We start from the raw sequence: 21761 nt of genomic DNA on the forward strand, positions 1-21761 counted from the left end.
GTTTAACGCACGTCCACCCAGCGCTTCTCTTGGAAAGAGCGCGCCATCGCATGGACGGTGCGCTCGATCTCCAGCCCTTGGGCGAATTCGATCACCCGCGCCGGCTTGCCGGCAAGCCGCGTCAGCAATTCGTGGCATTCGATGATCTTGAGGTCGTTGAAACCGAGGCCATGGCCCGGCGCCGGCAGGAAGGCGTCGTAGGGCTTGTGGTGCGGTGCCACCAATATTGTGCGGTAGCCTTGCTCCGTCGGGCGATCGGCGGTGACATAGAGCTGGATTTCGTTCATCCGCTCCTGGTCGAACAGGATCGAGCCTTTCGAGCCGAAAATCTGGATGGCGATGCGGCCCTTGCGGCCCCAGGCCGAACGGTTGACCAGCAGCGTGCCGGCAATGCCGTTCTCCAGATGCATCAGCACGCTGGCAATGTCGTAGGTCTCCACCGCGCGGCGGCCGCCGCTGGCAACCTTGCGATCGGCATAGGGCTTTGCCATGTCGCAGATGACTTTGGCGACGCGGCCGAACAGTGCCGAGACCAGCGACAGCGGATGCACGGCGAAATCATCGAGCGCGCCATAGCCGGAGGCGGCCTCATGCTTCCAGAAGAACAGCGCTTCCGGGTCGGCCATGAAGTCCTCGTCCATCTCGATGCGCAGATGGTTGACCTCGCCAATGATCTTCTCGTCGAGCAGCGCGCCGATGTGGCGGATCGCCGGGCTCTGAATGTAGTTGTAACCCAGCGCCGCGACCTTGCCCGATTTCTTCGCCGCGGCTGCCATCGCCTCGGCCTCGGCAAAGCTCGGCGCCATAGGCTTTTCGCACCACAGATGCTTGCCGGCTTCGAGGATGGCGATGGCCATTTCCGGGTGAAACTGGTTGGGCGTGGTCAAGGAGACGATATCGACCTCCGGGTCGTCGACGACGGCGCGCCAGTCGCCCGACGCCTTGGCGAAGCCGAACTCGCCGGCCTTGCGCCTGGCCAGCTCCTCATTGACCTCGCCGAGATGGACCAGCCTGGGCTTGGCGACATCGGGAAAGACGGCGCCGACGGCGCTCCACGCAATGGCGTGGCACTTGCCCATGAAACCCGTGCCGATAAGACCGACGCCGACCATCTTCTTCTCCACTGGATAAAATCCTCGGTGGATGAATTAGTCCATTTTGCTCCGAAATGGAATGTCTGCCTCATTTTTTATGGCGTTCTTGCGCAGGCTCGCTATGATGGGGCACAGAGGACGTTTCACGGATAAGCTTGGACGGGCCGACGATGGACGAACGGGTACCTCGCGACTTCGAGACGCTGCGCGCCACGATCCTCGATCGCCGCGAAACCTTGCCCAAGCGCATTGCCCAGATCGCCGCCTACGCGCTCGACAATCCCGACGATATCGCCTTCGGCACCGCCGCCAGCATCGCCGCTTCCGCCGGCGTGCAGCCATCGACACTGATCCGCTTTGCCCAGCAGCTGGGCTTCGACGGCTTTACCAGCCTGCAGCAGGTGTTTCGCGAGCGGCTGCGCGAGCGCAACTCGTCCTACGACGAACGCTTGCAGGCGCTGCGCGCCAAGGCCGATGCAGGAGCGGGCCACCGCGCTATCTTCGACGGCTTCGTTGCCGCCGCCAGCACCTCGCTCAACGACATTTCGCGCACGCTGGACGAGACGCATCTCGAAGACGCGATCTCGCTGCTGGCCAAGGCCGAGACCATCTATGTGCTGGCCAAGCGTCGCTCCTATCCGGTGGCGACCTACATCGCCTATGCGCTGGGCAAGCTGAAGATCCGCAACCAGCTGATTGAATCGGCCGCCGGCCTGAATGCCGAAATGATCGCGTTCGCCACCCCGGCGGACGCCGTCATCGCCATCAGTTTCTCGCCATACGCCCCGGCCACCATCGAGGAAGCCCGCAGCATTTCCGAACAGGGCGTGCCGATCGTTGCCATCACCGACAGCTCTTTTTCGCCGCTGGCGCAGTTCGCCGAGGTCTGGTTCGAGGTTGCGGAAGCGGATTTCGCCGGCTTCCGCTCGCTGTCGGCAACCATGGCGCTGGCCATGGCGCTGACCGTCGGCGTCGGCGAGAAGCGGCGCAGCATCGGCCGCAAGCGCAAGGCCTAGATCACCTCAACGGCCTCCTCGCCTGCCGCGGAAAGCCGCGCCGCGTCGCGCGCCGGCGGTGACCCGAACTGGCGGGCGTATTCCCGGCTGAACTGGGAAGCGCTCTCATAGCCGACGGCAAAAGCGACGCTGGCAACGTTGCCCGGCTGGGCAAGAAGGAGATGGCGGGCCTCCAGCAGCCTTATCTGCTTTTGATACTGGATCGGGCTCATCGCCGTCGCCGCCTTGAAGTGACGGTAAAAGGCAGCCTCGCTCATATGGGCGATCTGCGCGAGGTCACTGACCCGGATCGGCTGATGGCAATGCGTCCGGATCCAGGCGATCGCCTGGCCGATGCGGGACAGATGGCCATCGGTGCGCGCCAGCTGGCGAAGCTTCCCGCCCTGGGGTCCCTGCAGCAGCCGAAACAGCATCTCGCGTTCGAGCATGCTGGCCAGCACGGGAATCTCCGCCGGCCGGTCGAGCAGCCGCAGTATGCGACGCAATGCGTCGAGCAAATCGTCATTGACGGGCGAGGTGGCGAAACTGTCGCCGCCAAGCGCCGGCTCGTGCTCGACAAGGAGGGCGGCAACGGCCTGCAGATCAAGGGTGAAGCCGATGGCAAGGTAGGGACGCCCAGCGCTCGCTTCGACGATCTGGCTGATGGTGGGCGTTTCCACCGTGTAGATGAAATAGCTGGCGGGATTGTAACGCAGAGCCCTGTCGCCGATCAGAACCGTCTTCGCGCCCTGCAGCACGAACAGAATCCCGGAACCCCACACGCCCGCCACGGGTGCTGTCGTGGCTTCGCTGCGGCCGATCGAAACATGCGGGATCGCCGTTCTCGCCCGGCGTCCCTGCGCATGGCGACCGGCGATATCGATCAGTTCCCGCAATGCCTCGCGCATGGCGCCAACATCGCGCATCAATGAACGCCGCGCAAGCTGCATGAGAGGATTAGGCAAGAGTGGGAGAGTTTTCGGCGCGCGCCGTTCCCCACGACACGCCATCTCTGGGTCTTCGACGTGGATAGATGGAGATATGAAAATGACCCGATCGAAAACCGCTGTGGTGACCGGCGCCAACAAGGGCATCGGCCGCGAAATCGCCCGGCGGCTGGCGACAATGGGCTTCAAAGTGTGGCTCGGTGCCAGGGATGCCGAGCGCGGCACGGCCGCAGCGCAGGAATTGCGCGCCGAAGGCCTGGACGTTCAATGGCTTGAACTGGATGTCACGCTGGACGACAGCGTGGCCGCTGCCGCCAAAACTGTCGGCGCTGAAAGCCCCGGTCTCGATGTGCTGGTCAACAATGCCGGTATCGCCATCAATTATGAGTTGCCGCCGAGCGAGCAGCATCTGGCCGATATCAGGGCAACCTATGAGGTCAATGTGTTCGGACCGATCCGCGTAACCCAGGCCTTCCTGCCGCTGCTGCTTGTAGCGCCGGCCGCCCGCATCGTCATGGTGAGCAGTTCCACGGGATCCATCGGCCGGGCGCTCGATTCCGGCACCGCGAACCAGGCGGTGAACCTGATGGGCTATGGCAGTTCCAAGACGGCGCTGAACGCCATCACCGTGGCCTTCGCCCGCGAGCTCGCGCCGAGCGGCATCAAAATCAACGCCGCGGCGCCCGGCTATACCGCTACCGACCTGAACGGCTTCAAAGGCCACCGCACCGTGCAGCAGGCGGCTGACATCGTCATTCGCCTTGCGACCCTGGATGCCGATGGACCGAACGCCGGCTATTTCAACGACGATGGTCCGCTTCCCTGGTGAACGGAGCCGGACCCGCAGAGCCTCCCCGACCTACCGCTTGTTGGCACTTTTAACAGAAGGAATGCTCATTCCATATTGACTATGGATTGGAATTATTATTTCATATTGCTGGCGCCACGCTGCCGCTCGCGCGTGTCCCCCAACTACGTTGCAAGAGCAATTCCAGGGAAAGTGTGAGCGGTTTCCCCGGGAAAAAGCGCGAAAGCGCTTTTCCCTTGGGAATTGCGTAAAACAAAGAAATAGAACGGGTTCTCCGTTTCGGGAAACGGTGAACCACTCTAAAGACAACAAGACCGACGGGAGGTTCCAATGAGCGAAGCCGTGGATGCGAAATACGCTCCGCTCGATGTCATCACCATCGGCCGCGCTTCGGTCGACCTCTATGGCCAGCAGATCGGTTCGCGGCTGGAGGACATCACTTCGTTCGCCAAGTCGGTCGGCGGCTGCCCCGCCAACATTTCGGTCGGCACGGCCCGGCTCGGGCTGCGCTCGGCGCTGCTCACCCGCGTCGGCGACGAGCAGATGGGCCGCTTCATCCGTGAACAGCTGCGGCGCGAAGGCGTTAATGTCGACGGTCTCAAGACCGACAAGGAGCGGTTGACGGCTTTGGTGCTGCTCTCGGTCGAGAGCGAAGGCGTTTCGCCGATGATCTTCTACCGCTCGGACTGTGCCGACATGGCGCTAGCCGAGGAAGATATAGACGAGGCCTTCATCGCCTCGGCGCGGTCTATCGTCGCCACCGGCACGCATTTTTCCCGCCCCAACAGCGACGCCGCCCAGCGCAAGGCGATCCGCATCATCAAGGCCAAGGGCGGCAAGGTGGTGTTCGACATCGACTATCGCCCCAACCTTTGGGGTCTCGCTGGCCATGCTGAAGGCTTCGAGCGCTATGTGAAGTCCGACCGCGTCTCGGCGCAGCTGAAGACAGTATTGCCCGATTGCGATCTCATCGTCGGCACCGAGGAAGAGATCATGATCGCCTCGGGCGCCGACGATTGCCTGAGCGCGCTGAAGACCATTCGTTCGCTGTCCTCGGCGACCATTGTACTTAAACGCGGCGCCATGGGCTGCATCGTCTATGACGGGCCGATCAGCGACGGTCTCGAAGACGGCATCGTCGGCAAGGGTTTTCCGATCGAGATCTACAATGTGCTCGGCGCCGGCGACGCCTTCATGTCCGGCTTCCTGCGCGGCTGGCTGGGTGGCGAAGACCATGCGACGTCGGCGACCTGGGCCAATGCCTGCGGCGCCTTCGCCGTGTCGCGGCTGCTCTGCGCGCCGGAATATCCGACCTTCGAGGAGCTGCAATTCTTCCTCAAGAACGGCAGCAAGCATCTCGCGTTACGCAAGGACGAGGCGATCAACCACATCCATTGGGCAACGACGCGTCGGCGCGACATCCCATCGCTGATGGCGCTCGCCTGCGACCATCGCGTGCAGCTTGAGGATGTCGCAGCCAAGACCGGCGCCGATCCGGCCCGCATTCGTGACTTCAAGGTGCTGGCGGTCAAGGCTGCGGCCAAGGTCGCTGCCGGCCGCGACGGTTACGGCATGCTGATCGACGAAAAGCATGGCCGCGAGGCGATGTTCGAATTCGCCCGCCATCCCTTTGCCTGGCTCGGCCGTCCCGTCGAATTGCCGGGCTCGCGGCCGCTGCGCTTCGAATTCTCGCAGGACATCGGCTCGCAGCTGGTGGAATGGCCGGTCGACCACTGCATCAAGTGCCTGTGCTTCTATCACCCCGACGATCCGTCAGAACTCAAGCAAGAGCAGCAGCAGAAATTGCGCTCCCTGTTCGAGGCGGCGCGAAAGGTCGGCCGCGAATTGCTGGTCGAGATCATCGCCGGCAAGCACGGCAAGCTCGACGACACGACGATCCCGCGCGCGCTTGAAGAGCTTTACGCACTTGGCATCAAGCCGGACTGGTGGAAGCTCGAGCCGCAGGCCTCGGTCGGCGCCTGGGCCAAGATCGAAGCGGTGATCCTGAAGCACGATCCCTGGTGCCGGGGCGTCGTGCTGCTCGGCCTGGAAGCGCCGCAGGACGAGCTGGAAGCCGCTTTCGCCGCGACCGCCAAGGCGCCGATCGTCAAGGGTTTTGCCGTTGGCCGCACCATCTTCGTCCACGCCGCCGAACAGTGGCTGGCCGGCAAGATGTCGGATGACGAGGCTATCGCCGACATGGCTGCGCGCTTCGAACAGTTGACCGAAGCGTGGCTTGCCGCGCGTGGCCGTAAAGCAGCATAAAGGCGCGGCACAGGACTGCGGAGGAAAACACCATGAGCAAGACAATTCGCCTGACGATGGCGCAGGCGCTGACCCGCTTTCTGAGCAAGCAGATGACCGAGATCGACGGCAAGAAAGTGCCGATCTTCGGCGGCGTCTGGGCGATCTTCGGCCACGGCAACGTCGCCGGCATGGGCGAGGCGCTCTACCAGGTGCGCAACGAACTGCCGACCTTCCGCGCCCACAACGAACAGGCGATGGCGCATGCAGCGATCGCCTATGGCAAGGCCAATTTCCGCCGCCGCTTCATGGCCGCGACTTCGTCGATCGGCCCGGGCGCGCTCAACATGGTGACGGCGGCGGCACTCGCGCATGTAAACAGGTTGCCCGTCCTGTTTTTGCCGGGCGATGTCTTCGCCAACCGCATCCCCGATCCGGTGCTGCAGCAGGCCGAGGACTTTTCCGACGGCACGGCGACAGTCAATGACTGCTTCCGTCCGGTGTCGCGCTATTTCGACCGCATCACCCGGCCGGAGCAGATCATCCCGGCGCTGGCGCGCACCATGCAGGTGCTGACCGATCCGGCCGATTGCGGCCCGGTGACGCTGTCGCTCTGCCAGGACGTGCAGGCCGAGGCGTATGACTATCCCGAGAGCTTCTTTGCCGAGCGCGTCTGGCATCAGCGCCGGCCGCGCCCGGACCGCGGCGAACTGGCGGCCGCTGTGGCTGCGCTGAAGGGCGCGAAGAAGCCGCTGATCATCGCCGGCGGCGGCGTGCTGTATTCGCAGGCATCGGACGAGCTGGCGAAATTCGCCGAGGGCGCCGGTATTCCCGTCTGTGAGACGCAGGGCGGCAAATCCTCGCTGCCGGACACGCATCCGCTCAACATGGCGGCGGTCGGCGTCACCGGCACCTCGGCCGCCAACCGGCTGGCCGAAGAAGCCGATGTCGTGCTCGCCATTGGCACCCGCCTGCAGGATTTCACCACCGGCTCGTGGGCACTGTTCAAGAATTCCGGCAAGACCATCGTCGGCTTGAATGTGCAGCTCTTCGACGCCGGCAAGCATCGCGGCCTGCCTTTGGTCGCTGACGCGGCGGAAGGGCTCGCTGAACTCGGTGCGGCGCTCAAGGGCTGGAAGGCGCCGACCGTCTGGACCGACAATTCGGCCACGGGCAAGAAAGCCTGGCAGCTTGACGCCAGCAAGGTCACGGCCTCGACCAACGCCGACTTCCCCTCCGACGCGCAGGTGATCGGCGCCGTGCAGCGTGCCATGGGTTCTGAGGTCACGCTGCTGCATGCCGCCGGCGGTCTGCCCGGCGAATTGCACAAGCTCTGGCAGGCCGGCGCGCCGGGCTCGTACCACGCCGAATACGGCTTCTCGACCATGGGCTACGAGATTGCCGGCGGGCTCGGCGCCAAGATGGCTAAGCCCGATGAAGAGGTCGTCGTCATGATCGGTGACGGCTCTTACTTGATGCTGAATTCCGAGATCGCCACCTCGGTGATGCTCGGCCTGAAGCTCACCATCGTGCTCCTCGACAACAGGGGGTATGGCTGCATCAACCGGCTGCAGATGGCCACCGGCGGCGCCAACTTCAACAACCTCCTGAAGGACTCGCGTCACGAAATCCTGCCCGACATCGACTTTGCCGCGCATGCGGCGAGCATGGGCGCGATTTCGGAAAAAGTGCCGTCGATCGCCGGCCTGGAGAACGCGCTGCAGAAAGCGAAAAAGAACGACCGCACCACCGTGCTGGTCATCGACACCGACCCGCTTGTCTCCACCGATGCCGGCGGCCATTGGTGGGATGTCGCGGTGCCGGAAGTCTCCGCGCGCAGCCAGGTCAACGCGGCGCGCAAGGCCTATGACGAAAAGCGGCAGATGCAGACCATCGGCGATTGACGCGGTCTAGCTTGCCTTCTCCCCGTCACTATACGGGGAGGTGAGAAGTGGTCCGCGCAGCGGACGAAAAGCCAACTGCTTCGCTTTTCGAGTGACGAACGCCGGCAGGCGGATGAGGGGCAGCGCCAGCGGCCGAAGATGAACTGTTAAACCGGAGTGACGACTTGAAAGCCAAACTGGGCATGTCCCCCATTGCGTGGTGGAACGACGATCTTGCCGAACTCAGCGACGACGTCTCGCTGGAAGAATGTCTGCGCCAGTCGCGCTCGGCCGGCTTCACCGGCATGGAAATGGGTCGGCGGTTCCCCAACGACCCAGCTGTCATGCTACCGATCCTCAAAGCGGCCGACGTCACGCTCTGCGGCGGCTGGTTCTCCGGCACGCTGGTCGATGAGGACATGGGCAAGAACAAGGACCGCATCCAGCCGATGATCGACCTGTTCAAGGCGGTGAATGCACCTTGCATCGTCTATGGCGAGGTCGGCCGCTCGATCCAGGGCGACCGCTCCAGGCCGCTCGCCACCAAGCCGAAACTCACCGGCGACGAGATGAAGGCTTATGGCCGTCGTCTGACCGAATTCGGCGAATGGTGCGCCGAACAGGGCATGCCGCTGTCCTATCACCATCACATGGCCGCCGTGGTCGAGACGGAGCCGGAGCTTGACGCCTTCATGCGCCATTCCGGCGACGGTATTCCGCTGCTGCTCGATGCCGGCCATCTCGCCTTTGCTGGTGGCGACGTGCTGCGCGCCATCGACAACCACCACAAGCGCATCAGCCACGTCCATGTGAAGGACGTGCGCATGGCCGTGATCGACGGGCTCGACCGCACGAAGCAGTCCTTCCTCGACGCCGTGGCGCTCGGCGCCTTCACCGTGCCGGGCGACGGCTCGCTCGATTTCGGCGCCATCGTGCAGCGCTTCGCCGACCATGGCTATGAAGGCTGGTTCGTCGTCGAGGCCGAGCAGGACCCGAAGAAGAACCCGCCGCTGAAGATGGCGCAAGTCGGCCACAAGGAACTGATGCGGGTGATGACGGCCGCCGGCTACACGGTGGAGACGCAAGGCTTTCCCAATGCGTGAGCCGATCCGATGAAGGATTACGAGCACCCGTTCTTCCGGCCGTTGTGGCGGCGCGTTGCCGTCGTCGCCGTCTGCGTGATCTGGGCGGGAATAGAATTCGCCTCCGGCACCCCGTTCTGGGGCGTCATCGCGCTTGGCTTCGCCGGCTATGCCGTCTGGCAGTTTTTCTATCTCTACAAGCCGGCTGAAGAGAACAAGCCTCCAGCCGAACCGAAGGAATGACCGCAATGTCGAAACTGCTCGTCAAAGCCGACAAGGGCCATGGCCGTGTCGCCCATGTCACGCCCAAAAGCGCCGGCTGGACCTATGTCGGGTTCGACCTGCATCGGCTGAAGCCGGGTCAAAACGCCTCGGGAAAGACGGGCGATCGCGAAGTGTGCCTGGTCTTCGTCACCGGCAAAGGCAAAGCGGAAGCCGGCGGCCGGGAACTCGGCCTGCTGGGCGAGCGCATGTCGCCCTTCGAGGGCAAGCCTTGGTCGGTCTATGTGCCTGAGGGTTCGGACTGGTCGGTCACCGCCGACACCGAACTCGAACTCGCGGTCTGCTCGGCCCCAGGCCTTGGCGGCGGCCTGCCGGTTCGGGTCATCGCGCCCGACGATCTTGGCCAGGAAATTCGCGGCAAGGGCACCAACACGCGCTACGTCACCAACATATTGCCGGAAGGCAAGCCGGCGGACTCACTGCTGGTGGTCGAGGTCATCACGCCCGGCGGCCACACCTCGAGCTACCCACCGCACAAGCACGACCAGGACAATCTGCCTGAAGAGTCCTATCTCGAGGAGACCTACTACCACCGCCTCAACCCGCCGCAGGGCTTTGCCTTCCAGCGCGTCTACACCGACGCCGACAAGAACGGCGCCCGCGAGCTCGACGAAGCGATGGCGATCGAGGACGGCGATGTCGTGCTGGTGCCCAAGGGCTATCACCCCTGCGCCGCCTGCCACGGCTATGATCTCTATTATCTCAACGTCATGGCCGGACCGAAGCGGACGTGGAAATTCTACAATGCGCCCGAGCACGAATGGCTGATGAAGGCCTGAACAGCGCAAGCTGTTGGTCCAGCTGGAAAAAATCGTCGGCTAAGGACTTTTCTGGTCGATTTGCCATCGAAAACCCTCAGAAGCTTCGTCAATCCGTCATGGAAATCACCTATGGCAGCGGGACGGTGCATGTCGCCCAAAAGTGCGAAGCGGTTTTGGGATAACGACATGCCAAAGCAAACAGACTTAAAGCGCGCCGCATCGAGCCCTCTAGAGGCGGCGCGCTTTAACGAGGATTTTCGATGCGCTATGCCATTTATTTCACCCCAAGGCAGGACGAACCGCTGGCGCGGCTCGCTGCCAACTGGCTGGGACGTGACCCTTTCGGCGCCCCCACAAGGCCGGTCGAGGCCGTGGGCGACCTGTCGGCGGCCGAAGTCGCGTTTCATACCGCATCGGCGCGGCGCTATGGTTTTCATGCGACGCTGAAGGCACCCTTCCGGCTGGCCGCCAACGAAACGGAAACCTCGCTGCGTGCAGCACTTGACGCTTTTGCCGAAGCGACTCCGACGGTCACCATCCAGCGCCTTGTAGTCAGCCAGATCGACGGCTTCTTCGCTTTGGTGCCGGAAGGCCCGCTGCCGCCGCTCAACCGGTTCGCCGATGACGTCGTGCTCGGCTTCGACCGTTTTCGCGCGCCGCTGACCGAGGCCGAGATCGAGCGGCGCAGCCCGGATTCGCTTAAACCCGCCGAATTCCGCAATCTTTGCCAGTGGGGCTACCCCTATGTCTTCGAGACCTTTCGCTTCCACATGACGCTGTCCGGCCGGGCCGGGCCACAGGAAAGCCAACGTCTGCGTGCAGCAATCGACGGCCTGTTCGCAGAGGTGCTGCAGCAGCCGGTGCTGGTGGATGCGTTGACGCTGTTTGTCGAAACCGAACCGGGCGCCCCGTTCATGGTGCTCTCCCATCATGCGCTCGGGCGCCGCCCGGCCAGAAAAACCGCTTGACCGCGCCACCCTCGAGGACTGCCTGAAATGACCGCCGAAACTGTTCTCTCAAATGCCCGCATCGTGCTTGCCGACGAGATCGTCGAGGGTTCGCTGGTGCTGCGCGACGGGCTTGTCGCCGGCATCGACGCCGGGACAAGCCGAAACGGCGAAGATATGGGCGGCGACTACATCATTCCCGGCCTGGTCGAACTGCACACCGACCATCTCGAGGGTCACTATGCGCCGCGGCCGAAAGTGCGCTGGAATCCGATCGCCGCCGTGCTCGCCCATGATGCGCAGGTCGCCACCGCAGGGATCACCACCGTGCTCGACGCCTTGCGCGTCGGCATGGATGAGGATGCCGACCTCACCTCCGACGATATCCGCAAGCTGGCCGACGCCATCGAGGACAGCGTGCGTGAAGACCGCCTGCGGGCCGACCATTTCCTGCATCTGCGCTGCGAGGTTTCGGCGCCGGACTGCCTGGCCGCCTTCGCCAATTTCGATGGCGACGAGCGGGTCAAACTGGCCTCGCTGATGGATCACTCGCCGGGCCAGCGCCAGTTCGTCAGCCTCGAAACCTATGCCTATTACTACCAGCGCAAGCTGAAGCTGACCGACCGCGATTTCAAGCTGTTCTGCGAAAAGCGGATGTCGGACTCGGCGAAGAATTCCGCGCCGAACCGGGTGGCGATCTCGGCTGCCTGCAAGGAGCGCGGCATCGTGCTGGCGAGCCATGACGACGCCACATCAGGCCATGTCGATGAGGCGATTGAGCAAGGCGTGCGCGTCGCAGAATTTCCAACCACGCTGGAAGCCGCCAAAGCCTCGAAGGAGGCCGGGCTCGGCGTGCTGATGGGCGCGCCCAACGTCATGCGTGGCGCCTCGCACTCGGGCAATATCTCGGCCCGCACGCTGGCCGGCGACGGCCTGCTTGATATGCTGTCGTCAGACTACATTCCGTTCAGCCTGATCCAGTCGGCCTTCTTCCTCGGCGACGTCGTCGAAGGCATTTCCCTGCCGCAGGCGGTCGCCATGGTGTCGAAGAACCCGGCCGAGGCTATCGGCCTCAGCGACCGCGGCGTCATTGAACAAGGCCGACGCGCCGACCTCGTGCGCGTGCGCGTCGATGACCATGTGCCGGTTGTGCGCACCGTCTGGCGCCAGGGCCGCCGGGTAGCATGATGGTTTCGGCCTCGATCGAACGCGAACTCGCCAGCGAGGCCTTTCCGGTCCGCAACGGCGTCTTTGTCGCTGTCGTCGGCCCGAGCGGCGCCGGCAAGGATACGGTGATCGGCTACGCCAGGTCGCTGTTTGCAGATGAGACAAGGCTGGAGTTCGTACGTCGGGTCATCACCAGGCCGAGCGACGCCGCAAGCGAGGATCACGACACGCTGGCAGACGCCGCCTTTGTCGAGGCCGAGGCCGACGGCGCTTTCGCCATTTCCTGGGAGGCGCACGGCCTGCGCTACGGAATCCCGGCCGATGTCGACTGGTCGATCGCCAACGGCCATGTCGCGGTCGCCAATGTGTCGCGTGCGGTCATTCCGGTGCTGCGTGAACGCTACGCCAATCTGGCGGTTGTCGAGATCACCGCCTCGCCGGAAATCCTCGCCGAACGCCTGGCCAAGCGCGGCCGCGAATCGCGCGGCGAAGTGCTGGCTCGCCTTGCTCGCAGCGCCAATGTCGCTTTGTCAGGACCCGGCGTCACCTCGATCGAAAATGGCGGCCCGCGCGAAGCTGCCGGCGAGCGCTTCGCTGAGGTGCTGCGCAAGGCGATGGCCTTCTCCGACATGTCGGGCGTGATTTAGCGCTATTCCGCTGCCACAGCGCCCTTGCGGCTGGCCTCGAGCATTAGCCGCCTTGCCCGGAACACGCCCCATTGCTGGTCGACCAGCACACCGATCAGGATGACGCCGCCCATCACCGCGAAGTTGAGCGAGGAGGGGATGCCGAGCAGGTTGACCAGGTTCTGCAACTCCTGCAACAGCACGGTGCCGAGGATGACGCCGACCAGCGAGCCTTCGCCGCCACGCAGCGAGAAGCCGCCGAGCACGGCCGCCGCAATGGCGTAGAGTTCGTAGAACTGGCCATGGCTGGCCGGCGAGATCGAGCGCGTATACATGGCGAAATAGATCGCCGACAGCGCCGTGAGCACGCCGCAGATGACATAGGCGGCCATCACGACGCGGCCGGTGCGAATGCCGGAATATTTCGCCGCCTCCTCATTTTTGCCGATGGCGTAGAGATAGCGTCCGAACACCGAACGGTGCAGCACCACCCACATGACGATGGAAATCACGATCAGCGCGATGAAGCTGTTCGGCACGCCCCATGACCGGCCCGCGGTGAGGAATTCCAGCTCCGGAAAATTCTGCCCGAAGCCGAAGCCCGCGGTGCCATCGGCGGTGTAGAAGCGCGCCACGCCGCGATAGATCAGCAGGCCGCAGAGCGTCACCACGAAGGGCTGCAATTTGAGCCGGGTGATCAGCCAGCCATGCACAAGCCCGATAATGCCGCCGAGCACCAGGATCAGCGGCAGCGCAATCGGCCATCCCAAACCGCGTACGGCGATGAAGTCGATGAACAGCGTACCGAGCAGCGCAACCACCGAGCCGACCGACAATTCGATGCCGCCGGTGATGATCACGAAGGCCTGGCCAATCGACAGGATGCCGAAGAGGCCGATCAGGTTCGACGTATTGGCAAGATTGATTGGCAGCAGGAAGCGAGGGTTGATGATCGCCACCACTGCTCCGACCACCAGGATCAGGATCAGCAGGCCGAGATCTTTCTTGCTCATTGTTTTTCTCCCCAAAGCAGGTTCCGCAAAAGCGTTCCGTGGTTTTGCGACCGGAACCTGCGGCAGGCAAAATGCTATTTTGGCTTCTTGCCGACCGCCAGCAACAGCACGTTTTCCTGGCTGAATTGATCCTTGTCGAGAATGCCTGAGATCTGGCCCTCATGCATGACGGCGATGCGGTCGGACACGCCGATCACCTCTTCCATGTCGCTGGAGATCATCAGCACGGCGACGCCGGCATCGGCCAGCGCCCGCATCAGCCCATAGATTTCGGCCTTGGCGCCGATGTCGATGCCGCGCGTCGGTTCGTCGAGGATCATCACCTTCGGGTTCATGGCCAGCCATTTGCCCAGCACCACCTTCTGCTGGTTGCCGCCCGACAGCGAGCCGGTGCGCGTCTGCACCGACGGCGCCTTGATGCCGAGATTGCTCTTCTGCTTCTCGGCGGTGACGGTCTCGGCGCTTGCAGACACCAGCTGGCGCTTCGCATGTGCCGGCAGGTTGGGCAGCGAAATGTTCTGCGCGATCGACAGATCGAGCAGGATGCCGGTCAGCTTGCGGTCTTCCGGCACAAGAAATATGCCGTGCGCGACCGCATCGGCGGCCGAGCCCAGCACGAGCGGCTTGCCGTGGAGTTCGAGCGCGCCGCCAAGCGTGCTGTCGATGCCGAAGAACACCCGCGCCAGTTCGGTGCGGCCGGAGCCGACAAGACCGGCAAGGCCGAGGATTTCGCCACGCCTGACGTCGAGGTCGACCGGCCGGGCAGGGTAGGCGGGGGTGCGAACAGCTTTGGCCGAGAGTGCGGTCGCGCCCGGTGCCCGCGCCGCTTCGGAGGCTTTCTCGCGCTCCTTCAACATGCGGCCGATCATCAGCTTGACCATCTGGTCATGGTTGATGGCGCTCTTCGGCAAGGTGCCGGCCAGCATGCCGTCGCGCAGCACGACGACGCGGTCGGCGACACGCTCGATCTCGTGCAGGCGGTGCGAAATGAAGATGACGCTGATCCCGTCGGCCTTCAGCGCCTTGATGACGTCGAGCAGCTTGTCGGTCTCGGCGATCGGCAGGCTCGATGTCGGTTCGTCGAGGATGACCAGCCGCGCCTTGATCGACAGCGCCTTGGCGATCTCGACCATCTGCTGCTGGGCAAGCGACAGCGCCGAGACCGGCGTATCGGCGGAGAAATTGGCGCCGACGCGCTTCAACAATGGCGCCACCATGTCGCGCAGCCTGGCGCGGTCGACCAGTCTCAGTGGCCCGCCGCGCAACGGTTCGCGGCCGAAGAAGATATTGGCGGCGACGTCGAGGTTTTCGAACAGATTGAGTTCCTGGTGCACGAAGGCGATGCCCGACCCCAGGCTGCCTTCGACGGTCAGCCCGTCATGCGCAACGCCGTCGACGGCAATGGTGCCGCTGTCCGGCCTGGTGACGCCGCCGAGGATCTTCATCAAGGTCGATTTGCCGGCGCCGTTTTCGCCGACGAGGCCAATCACCTCGCCCGGCCTGACCTCCATGGAAAAACCATCCAGCGCGACAACGCCCGGATAGGTCTTGCGCACGTTCTCGAGGCCGAGGAACGGGGTAGTCGCTGCAATGGATGTGTCGGAATAGTTCATCAAGCCTGACAGCAGCCGCTGGGCCAAAACGGCCCCTTCAGCAGACTGACGGGCCTGACAGGGCCCGTCAATACGATCGCCGGCTCAAGGCGAACCCTGAGCCGGCGTAACTGCTCGTGGTCTCAGCCTCCGGACATCGCCTTCAGATTGGCGGCATAGGCGTCGACATCGTCCTTGCCGATGATCTTGGTCGGGATGATGATCAGGCCACCCTCCGGAATGCCCGACTTGTCGCCCTTGAGGTAGGCGGCCATCAGCTTCATGCCCTGATAGGCCCATTCGAAGGGCTGCTGCACGACGGTCGCGGCAACGGTGCCTTCCTTGACGCCGCCCAGCGTGATCGGATCGTCGTCGAAGCCGACGACGGTGATCGAGCCGAGCTTGCCGGCGTCGCGCAGCGCTTCATAGATGCGCGGCGTGTTGTAGGAATAGAAGCCGACCATGCAGGTGATGTCGGGGCTGGCGACCAGCGCGTCCTCGACATTCTTCTTGGCGCGCGCCTGGTCGATATCGTCGCCTCGCACGTCGACCAGTTCGATCTTGCTCCCGGCGAGCCCGTCCTTCATGCCCTGGATGCGTTCCTTGGCATTGTCGGCGCCGAGCAGGCCGACGAAGCCGAGGCACTTGCCGCCGTCCGGCATCGCCTTCTTGGCGATTTCGGCCGCCTGCTTGCCGGCATCGACATTGGACGAGCCGATATAGGCGACGCGCTTGGTCTGCGGGGCGTCGCTGTCGGTGGTGAACAGCGCCGTCTCAGAGGCGATCTTGTTCAGGCCGTCGGTCGAGGTCTTGGGGTCGACGGCCGAAACCATGATTCCCTTGACGCCGGCCGTCACCAGATCGTCCATCAGCCGTTGCTGGATGGCGACCGAGGACTGCTCGGGATATTTGAGCTCGAGATTGTAGTCTGGCAGTTCGGCCTGCGCCTTCTTGACGCCGGCCTCGGCCGCCTTCCAGAAGTCGGAAGCGCCGTTGACCACGAAGGCCAGCGTCGGCTTGTCGTCGGCGCGCGCGATCGCCGTCACTGTCAGGCCAAGCAGCAGGGCTGCGGTGGCAACGGATGCATGTCGTATCAAGGAATTCATGTTCAACCTCCCATTTTGGTTCAGTCGTCGGACTGACCGTTCTTGCCTTCACCTGAATTTGCCGCTTGCGGCTTGGACGCCCTCCTCCTCAGGGGTTCCCGGCACTCAAAAAGAATGGCGTCGTTCCAGTCACGATGCGGACTTTAGAGACTCATCTCGCGCTCGTAAATAGTCCGATTTGTCTGACATATCACATGTCGGAGATAAAGCTTGCGGAGGCAAATCCCGCTCGCCATCAGGCTGTTCACGGCACTTTCTGCCGCGCTGGCCATAACCGGAGCCGGGCGCGACGGATTGACGTTACAGCGCATTTTTGTATTAGTAAACAGTATTAGTAGAAGGCCTCGAGCCAGCGCTCGACGGGGCCATGAGGCTCTTTCCGAACGCGTTCCGCATCGGCTCTGCATCCAGGTGGATGCCTTGCAGTCTATAAGTTTCAAGAGCGCGGAGTCGCATGGTGGAGGAACTTCAAACCTGATAATAAACATAAACGCCCTCGACTATTTTCATTAATCGACGGCGCCACGCCATCTTGTCGGCCTGACAGGCTGCCGCTAGAGAGGCGAGGGATTAGGGACAAGAAATACCATGAGCGAGACGAAGGATCCGGAGACCACCGATACGGCGCGGCGGCGCAAAGCGCCGGCGAAGGGCGACAAGGTCGGTCGCGTCACCATGACCGATATCGCCAGGGCGGCCGGCTGTTCACAGGCGACCGTTTCCTTCGTTCTTAACAGCTCGCCGGGGATCAGGCTATCTCAGCAGACCCGCGATCGGGTGATCGAGGCCGCACGGGCGCTCGGCTACGCCGCCCCCGCCTTCTCGGCGCTGCGCAAGCCGGTTCCCGCCTTCGAGGGGCTTGATGGGGTCATCGGCTTCGCCGTCGATCAGCTGGCCACCAGTCCGGAAGCCGTCGTCGCCATCGAGGGAGCGCGCCAGGCGTCGTGGAACGCCGGCAATGTGTTGCTTGTGGCGCAGACCATGGGCGACGCCGTGATGGAGCCACGCGCCATTGCCGCACTCAGCAAGCGCGGCATCTCGGCGCTGATCTACATGACCATCTTCACCCGCGAGATCACGGCGCCGGACTTCCTCTACGGCCTCGACATCCCGGTGATCCTGCTCAACTGCTACACGTCGGACTATGCCTTCCCGGCCGTGGTGCCTTCCGAGATTGCCGGCGGCCAGAGCTCGACCCGGCATCTGATCGGCCATGGCCACCGCCGCATCGCCACCATCACCGGCGAGCCATGGATGCAGGCCGCGCAGGACCGGCTGAAGGGCTATCGCAGGGCGCTCGCCACCGCCGACATCCCGTTCGATCCGGAGCTGGTGGTCGAAGGTGACTGGTCGGCCAGCGCCGGCTATGCCGCGACCGTCAAGCTTCTGGCGTTGAAAGATCGACCGACCGCCATCTTCTGCCAGAATGACCGCACCGCCATCGGTTGTTACGAGGCGCTGAAGGAGGCGGGGCTGCACATACCGCAGGACATTTCGGTCGTCGGCTATGACGACGAGGAGATCGCCCGGCATCTGTTTCCGCCGCTGACGACATCGATCCTGCCGCACATGGCGATGGGCCAATGGGCGATCGAGCAGCTCGAAGTTCCGCCGCCCCCCGGCCGTGGCCGCTATCCCATCACCAAGCTGGAGTGCCCGCTGGTCGAGCGCGACTCGGTGGCGGCCGTGGCGGCGCAAGCCTGAACGGCCCATCCCGAAGCAAATCGGGATGGGCCGGTTTCAGTATTTGCGCATCAGGGCAGGATTTTTCCGAACCCCCGGGAACGTGCTGCGGCTAGAACCGCAAGATGACAAAGGAGCGCCTGCGATAGCAGCGCCGGCGCAGCCGGCCATGCCGCCAGAACGTGCGGCAGTGCCGTCTCCAGACGCGCCGCCTGTGATGGCGACGGTGCCATCGCCGATGATAGATCTGCTCGACATCGCCCGGGCCTTCGTCGTCACCGAAAGCACCGGCATCCTGCTTGTCGAGCTCATCGAGAATGCCGTTGCCGAGATTGGGAACCCCGGCCATGGCCTCGAGAGGCCGAACCGTAGTAGCAAGCGCCGCGGCCCCCGCAACGCCGAACAATGCTGTCAAGAATGATCGCCGATCCATCAAAACCTCCATCAGCAAGACCTAACGAAATGGAGATAGCGCGGCGGATTGAAAAGGCCAGAGGGTAAGTACCAGCAAGGTGCAAGGTATCTTAACGATGTCTTAGTCTGTCATCTGGCCAACCTGGAAAGGATGGGCGTCAACAAGGCAGAGTGTGCCAGATGTTGGCGCCGCTACGCGTTCTGCCAAGCGTGCGTCAAGTCCGAAGCAAGCTCAACGAATCGAGATCCAGCTCCATCGAATTCCCACTTGACTCGACCGCAACATCTAATTTTCAAATGACTGGAATCGCTGCCAGTGTCCAGCTAACTTTCCCTGAGGTATTCAAATGGCATTGAACGGGCCGCGCCCGACCTGGCTGACATTCGATTGCTACGGAACGCTGATCCAGTGGGACGAAGGCCTGATGGCGGCGATGGAAAAGATCCTCGCGCGCAAGGGCCGCAAGATCGAAGCGAAAGACTTCATCCCGGCCTATGACCAGCACGAGCACGAGCTCGAGCACACCAGGCCGCATTTGTCCTTCGCCGACGTCACCGCAAAGGCCCTGCAGCTGGCGCTGCGTGAGTTCTCGCTGGAAGCGGCGGCCGATGATGCGGAGCTGCTGACCTCGTCGATCGGCAAGATGCCGCCTTTTCCCGAAGTCGTCGCAGCGCTGCGCCGGCTAAAGGATGCCGGTTTCAAGCTGGCGATCATCTCCAACACCGATGACGCCATCATCGCCGGCAACGTCGCGCAGCTCGGCGGCGCCATCGACCGGGTCATCACCGCCGAACAGGCGCAGGCCTACAAGCCGTCGCGGCAGATTTTCGAACATGCGTGGCGAACCCTTGGCGTGACAAGGGACCAGCTTGTGCACATCTGCGCCAGCCCACATCTCGACCTGACCGCCGCGCGCGATCTCGACTTTCGCGCCGTATGGGTCGACCGCGGCACAGGGCGGCGCCCACCGGCCGACTACCAGCCGGACGCGATCGCCCACGGCCTGGATGACGTGCCCGGCGTCTTCGAAGCGGCAGGCTGGCTTCCGGCCCGGTAGGCGCGCATACGAAGCGCGCTACGTCCGATGTGACGGCCTGGCGCACCCGACAGGATTCGAACCTGTGACCTCTGCCTTCGGAGGGCAGCGCTCTATCCAGCTGAGCTACGGGTGCCTTCAGGAAGCCTGAAAACGAACCAGCCGATAGGCCGGCCAGCCACGGCTTCTTAGCGGAAGCCGGCGCGGGCTTCAACGGGGAATTGCGCCGTGAACTTGGCCCGGTCCGCAAAGGTTTGGCCGGATTGTCCCGCGTCCTGCCTTCGCAGGCCCAGGGCGTTCGTCATTCGAACAGCCAAGCAATTGGCTTTTCGTCCGCTTCGCGGACCATTCCTCACCCCGCCGTCTCCACCTTCGCCACCCTCCTCCGCACCCTGCGTGGCGCTCGCTTCGGCTTCTTCGCACCCGTCAGCTCGTGCATCGCGTCCAGCTGCATCTGCTGCATTTCGGCCAGCCGGGTCCATTGGCGCGAGATCAAATAGTCGAGCTTTTCGTGCAGATGGCGCACTTCCAGCTCGGCTTTCAGGTTCACCCGGTAGTCGTTGAAGGAGCGCAGGCGGTCCTTGGCCTCCGTCCGTCTCTGGCTCATCATGATGATCGGCGCCTGGATGGCGGCGATGCAGGAGAGCAGAAGATTGAGCAGGATGAAGGGGTAGGGGTCGAAGGCGCTGCTCATGCCCGCGATCAAATTGATGCCGATCCAGACGGCAAGCACGCTGCCGAACGAGATCAGGAACCACCAGCTGCCGCCGAAGGCCGCCATATTGTCGGAGACGCGGTCGGCGAACGACCTGTGCTCCTCGAACTCCTCTTCCGAGTTTTCCGAAATGGTGTCCTGCCTGGCGATCGATTCGACCACCTGGCGGTCGAGCTCGGAGAATTCGCCATGCTCCTGCTGCAGCAACTCCTCCATGTAGCGCATGCGGTAGCGGCCGAGTTCCTCGCGGCTGATGCGGGCGCCGCGCGGCAGGTCGGGATGGTCGGAGCGGATGCGGTCGGCCAGGCTCGGCCTGAGATCGTCGATGCGCACCAGGTCGCGCTTGCGGAATTTGCGGCCCGATATCGCCGACGGTTTCCGCTTCGGCTTCAGGCGGCCATGCCCGGCGGGTTCGGAGTCCGGCACATCGGGCGCTTCGAGCGCCTCGTCGGCAACCAGCTCGGCTTCGTGATCGCCGATGGGCGGCGCCTCGAAATACTCGCCGCCGCTGTCGTTTTCATCGGCGGCCTGTTCGGAAGGTTTTGGGGCGGTGCTCATGGTGCCGGCTCCTGCTGTCGCGCCCACGATATACGCCAAGCCGGCGCGGCATAGCCACTGTGGCGATGAAGATTCGGGGTTTGTGCAAGCGGTTGTGATCAATGGCGGCGGGCGTCCGGCGAGTCTGCCCGCAATCGCGCAGGGGAAACAGCCTGTGCGATTGCTTGGCCCCCTCCAGGAAGGATCGCGAGCATGGCCATCGCACTGGCGCCATGGTCATCGCCGGCTGGCCCCATCCTCACCCTGTGGCCAACATGGCGGGGCGCTTATATCCATGGGAGAGCTGACGGTGTCGCCATGAAGCGCTTCGCCAGGCCACCGGGGCAAAGGTCCGCCCCACAACAGGGATTGTCGCCATGTACAAGCATATCCTGATTGCCACCGACGGTTCGGAACTCGCCGGCAAGGGCGTTGCCCACGGGCTGACATTGGCCAACAGCCTTGCGGCCACGGTCACCTTCGTCAACGTCTCCGAGCCGTTTCCGGTCCTGGCATGGGGCGGCGCCGTCGCCGGGTTCACGGCCGGCGACGAACTGGTCAATTATGAGGAAACTGCCCGCCGTTACGCCGGCGAGGTGCTCGACCGCTGCAAGGCCTCGGCCGACGAACTCGGCGTGCCGGCCAGGACATTGCACATCGAAAACAAGACGCCCGCCGAAGGCATCCTCGACGTCGCCCGCACCGAGGCCTGCGACCTGATCGTCATGGCCTCGCACGGCCGCCGGGGCCTCGGCCGCCTGCTGCTCGGCAGCCAGACGGCCGAAGTGCTGTCGCTGACGGAAACGCCGGTTCTGGTGGTGCGGTAGG

At 63.6% G+C, this 21761-nt stretch carries 21 protein-coding genes and 1 tRNA gene; 15 read left to right on the forward strand and 7 right to left on the reverse strand.

Features of this window, described 5'->3' with window-relative positions; genetic code table 11:
* Window positions 1–2 precede the first annotated feature (2 nt).
* Window positions 3–1112 carry a Gfo/Idh/MocA family protein gene (locus tag ACWGTI_RS12345; RefSeq protein WP_454587692.1) on the reverse strand — a complete coding sequence of 370 codons (1110 nt, stop codon included), beginning with the start codon at window positions 1110–1112 and terminating at the stop codon, window positions 3–5.
* Window positions 1113–1264: 152 nt separating this feature from the next.
* Between ACWGTI_RS12345 and ACWGTI_RS12350 the strand changes: the two genes are divergently transcribed.
* Window positions 1265–2110: a MurR/RpiR family transcriptional regulator gene (locus ACWGTI_RS12350; protein ID WP_454587363.1), complete on the forward strand. Its 846-nt coding sequence runs from the start codon at window positions 1265–1267 to the stop codon at window positions 2108–2110.
* On the opposite strand, the gene ACWGTI_RS12355 is transcribed toward ACWGTI_RS12350, so the two are convergent.
* Window positions 2107–3015 carry an AraC family transcriptional regulator N-terminal domain-containing protein gene (locus tag ACWGTI_RS12355; RefSeq protein WP_454587364.1) on the reverse strand — a complete coding sequence of 303 codons (909 nt, stop codon included), beginning with the start codon at window positions 3013–3015 and terminating at the stop codon, window positions 2107–2109. The genes ACWGTI_RS12350 and ACWGTI_RS12355 overlap by 4 nt on opposite strands.
* A 121-nt stretch (window positions 3016–3136) precedes the next feature.
* On the opposite strand from ACWGTI_RS12355, the gene ACWGTI_RS12360 reads away from it, so the two are divergent.
* The 10 genes from ACWGTI_RS12360 (at window position 3137) to phnN (ending at window position 12857) form a co-directional block, all read left to right on the forward strand.
* On the forward strand, window positions 3137–3865 hold the full coding sequence (locus ACWGTI_RS12360) for an SDR family oxidoreductase (protein WP_454587365.1): 729 nt from the start codon (window positions 3137–3139) through the stop codon (window positions 3863–3865).
* A gap of 309 nt (window positions 3866–4174) precedes the next feature.
* A complete protein-coding gene (locus tag ACWGTI_RS12365; RefSeq protein WP_454587366.1) occupies window positions 4175–6109 on the forward strand; it encodes a bifunctional 5-dehydro-2-deoxygluconokinase/5-dehydro-2-deoxyphosphogluconate aldolase in 1935 nt (644 codons plus the stop codon).
* 32 nt (window positions 6110–6141) lie between these two features.
* The gene (iolD, locus tag ACWGTI_RS12370) at window positions 6142–7992 is read left to right on the forward strand and encodes a 3D-(3,5/4)-trihydroxycyclohexane-1,2-dione acylhydrolase (decyclizing) (protein WP_454587367.1); all 1851 of its coding nucleotides are present in this window, start codon (window positions 6142–6144) and stop codon (window positions 7990–7992) included.
* A gap of 164 nt (window positions 7993–8156) precedes the next feature.
* Window positions 8157–9074, forward strand: a complete 918-nt coding sequence (gene iolE / locus ACWGTI_RS12375; protein WP_454587368.1) for a myo-inosose-2 dehydratase — start codon at window positions 8157–8159, stop codon at window positions 9072–9074.
* 9 nt (window positions 9075–9083) lie between these two features.
* A complete protein-coding gene (locus tag ACWGTI_RS12380; RefSeq protein WP_454587369.1) occupies window positions 9084–9296 on the forward strand; it encodes a DUF3329 domain-containing protein in 213 nt (70 codons plus the stop codon).
* Window positions 9297–9301: 5 nt separating this feature from the next.
* Window positions 9302–10114 (forward strand): 5-deoxy-glucuronate isomerase, encoded by an 813-nt coding sequence (gene iolB / locus ACWGTI_RS12385; RefSeq protein ID WP_454587370.1) that lies wholly within the window; start codon window positions 9302–9304, stop codon window positions 10112–10114.
* A complete protein-coding gene (locus tag ACWGTI_RS12390; RefSeq protein ID WP_454587371.1) occupies window positions 10096–10278 on the forward strand; it encodes a hypothetical protein in 183 nt (60 codons plus the stop codon). Before iolB ends, ACWGTI_RS12390 begins: the two co-directional genes overlap by 19 nt.
* A 78-nt stretch (window positions 10279–10356) precedes the next feature.
* Window positions 10357–11064 (forward strand): DUF1045 domain-containing protein, encoded by a 708-nt coding sequence (locus tag ACWGTI_RS12395; protein ID WP_454587372.1) that lies wholly within the window; start codon window positions 10357–10359, stop codon window positions 11062–11064.
* Window positions 11065–11091: 27 nt separating this feature from the next.
* Entirely contained in the window at window positions 11092–12231 is a 1140-nt protein-coding gene (locus tag ACWGTI_RS12400; protein WP_454587373.1) for an alpha-D-ribose 1-methylphosphonate 5-triphosphate diphosphatase, read from the forward strand.
* Window positions 12228–12857: a phosphonate metabolism protein/1,5-bisphosphokinase (PRPP-forming) PhnN gene (gene phnN, locus ACWGTI_RS12405; RefSeq protein WP_454587374.1), complete on the forward strand. Its 630-nt coding sequence runs from the start codon at window positions 12228–12230 to the stop codon at window positions 12855–12857. The genes ACWGTI_RS12400 and phnN overlap by 4 nt, the downstream gene beginning before the upstream one ends.
* A 2-nt stretch (window positions 12858–12859) precedes the next feature.
* Here the strand turns inward: phnN and ACWGTI_RS12410 are convergent, their stop codons facing one another.
* The 3 genes from ACWGTI_RS12410 to ACWGTI_RS12420 form a co-directional block, all read right to left on the reverse strand.
* Window positions 12860–13849: an ABC transporter permease gene (locus ACWGTI_RS12410; RefSeq protein ID WP_454587375.1), complete on the reverse strand. Its 990-nt coding sequence runs from the start codon at window positions 13847–13849 to the stop codon at window positions 12860–12862.
* 74 nt (window positions 13850–13923) lie between these two features.
* Entirely contained in the window at window positions 13924–15462 is a 1539-nt protein-coding gene (locus ACWGTI_RS12415; RefSeq protein WP_454587693.1) for a sugar ABC transporter ATP-binding protein, read from the reverse strand.
* Between the two features lie 122 nt (window positions 15463–15584).
* Complete coding sequence (locus tag ACWGTI_RS12420; RefSeq protein WP_454587376.1) at window positions 15585–16547, reverse strand: sugar-binding protein; 963 nt, start codon at window positions 16545–16547, stop codon at window positions 15585–15587.
* A gap of 588 nt (window positions 16548–17135) precedes the next feature.
* Here ACWGTI_RS12420 and ACWGTI_RS12425 point away from each other — a divergent pair.
* The 3 genes from ACWGTI_RS12425 (at window position 17136) to ACWGTI_RS12435 (ending at window position 19702) form a co-directional block, all read left to right on the forward strand.
* A complete protein-coding gene (locus ACWGTI_RS12425) occupies window positions 17136–18251 on the forward strand; it encodes a LacI family DNA-binding transcriptional regulator (protein ID WP_454587377.1) in 1116 nt (371 codons plus the stop codon).
* Window positions 18252–18468: 217 nt separating this feature from the next.
* Window positions 18469–18651: a hypothetical protein gene (locus tag ACWGTI_RS12430; RefSeq protein WP_454587378.1), complete on the forward strand. Its 183-nt coding sequence runs from the start codon at window positions 18469–18471 to the stop codon at window positions 18649–18651.
* Between the two features lie 340 nt (window positions 18652–18991).
* Entirely contained in the window at window positions 18992–19702 is a 711-nt protein-coding gene (locus ACWGTI_RS12435) for a haloacid dehalogenase type II (protein ID WP_454587379.1), read from the forward strand.
* A 38-nt stretch (window positions 19703–19740) separates the two neighbouring features.
* On the opposite strand, the gene ACWGTI_RS12440 is transcribed toward ACWGTI_RS12435, so the two are convergent.
* Window positions 19741–19817: transfer RNA gene (locus ACWGTI_RS12440), tRNA-Arg, on the reverse strand.
* A 216-nt stretch (window positions 19818–20033) separates the two neighbouring features.
* Window positions 20034–20954, reverse strand: a complete 921-nt coding sequence (locus tag ACWGTI_RS12445) for a DUF1003 domain-containing protein (protein WP_454587380.1) — start codon at window positions 20952–20954, stop codon at window positions 20034–20036.
* Between the two features lie 356 nt (window positions 20955–21310).
* On the opposite strand from ACWGTI_RS12445, the gene ACWGTI_RS12450 reads away from it, so the two are divergent.
* The gene (locus ACWGTI_RS12450; protein ID WP_454587381.1) at window positions 21311–21760 is read left to right on the forward strand and encodes a universal stress protein; all 450 of its coding nucleotides are present in this window, start codon (window positions 21311–21313) and stop codon (window positions 21758–21760) included.
* Window position 21761: the final 1 nt, after the last annotated feature.

This window comes from Mesorhizobium sp. ArgA1, from assembly GCF_053714375.1.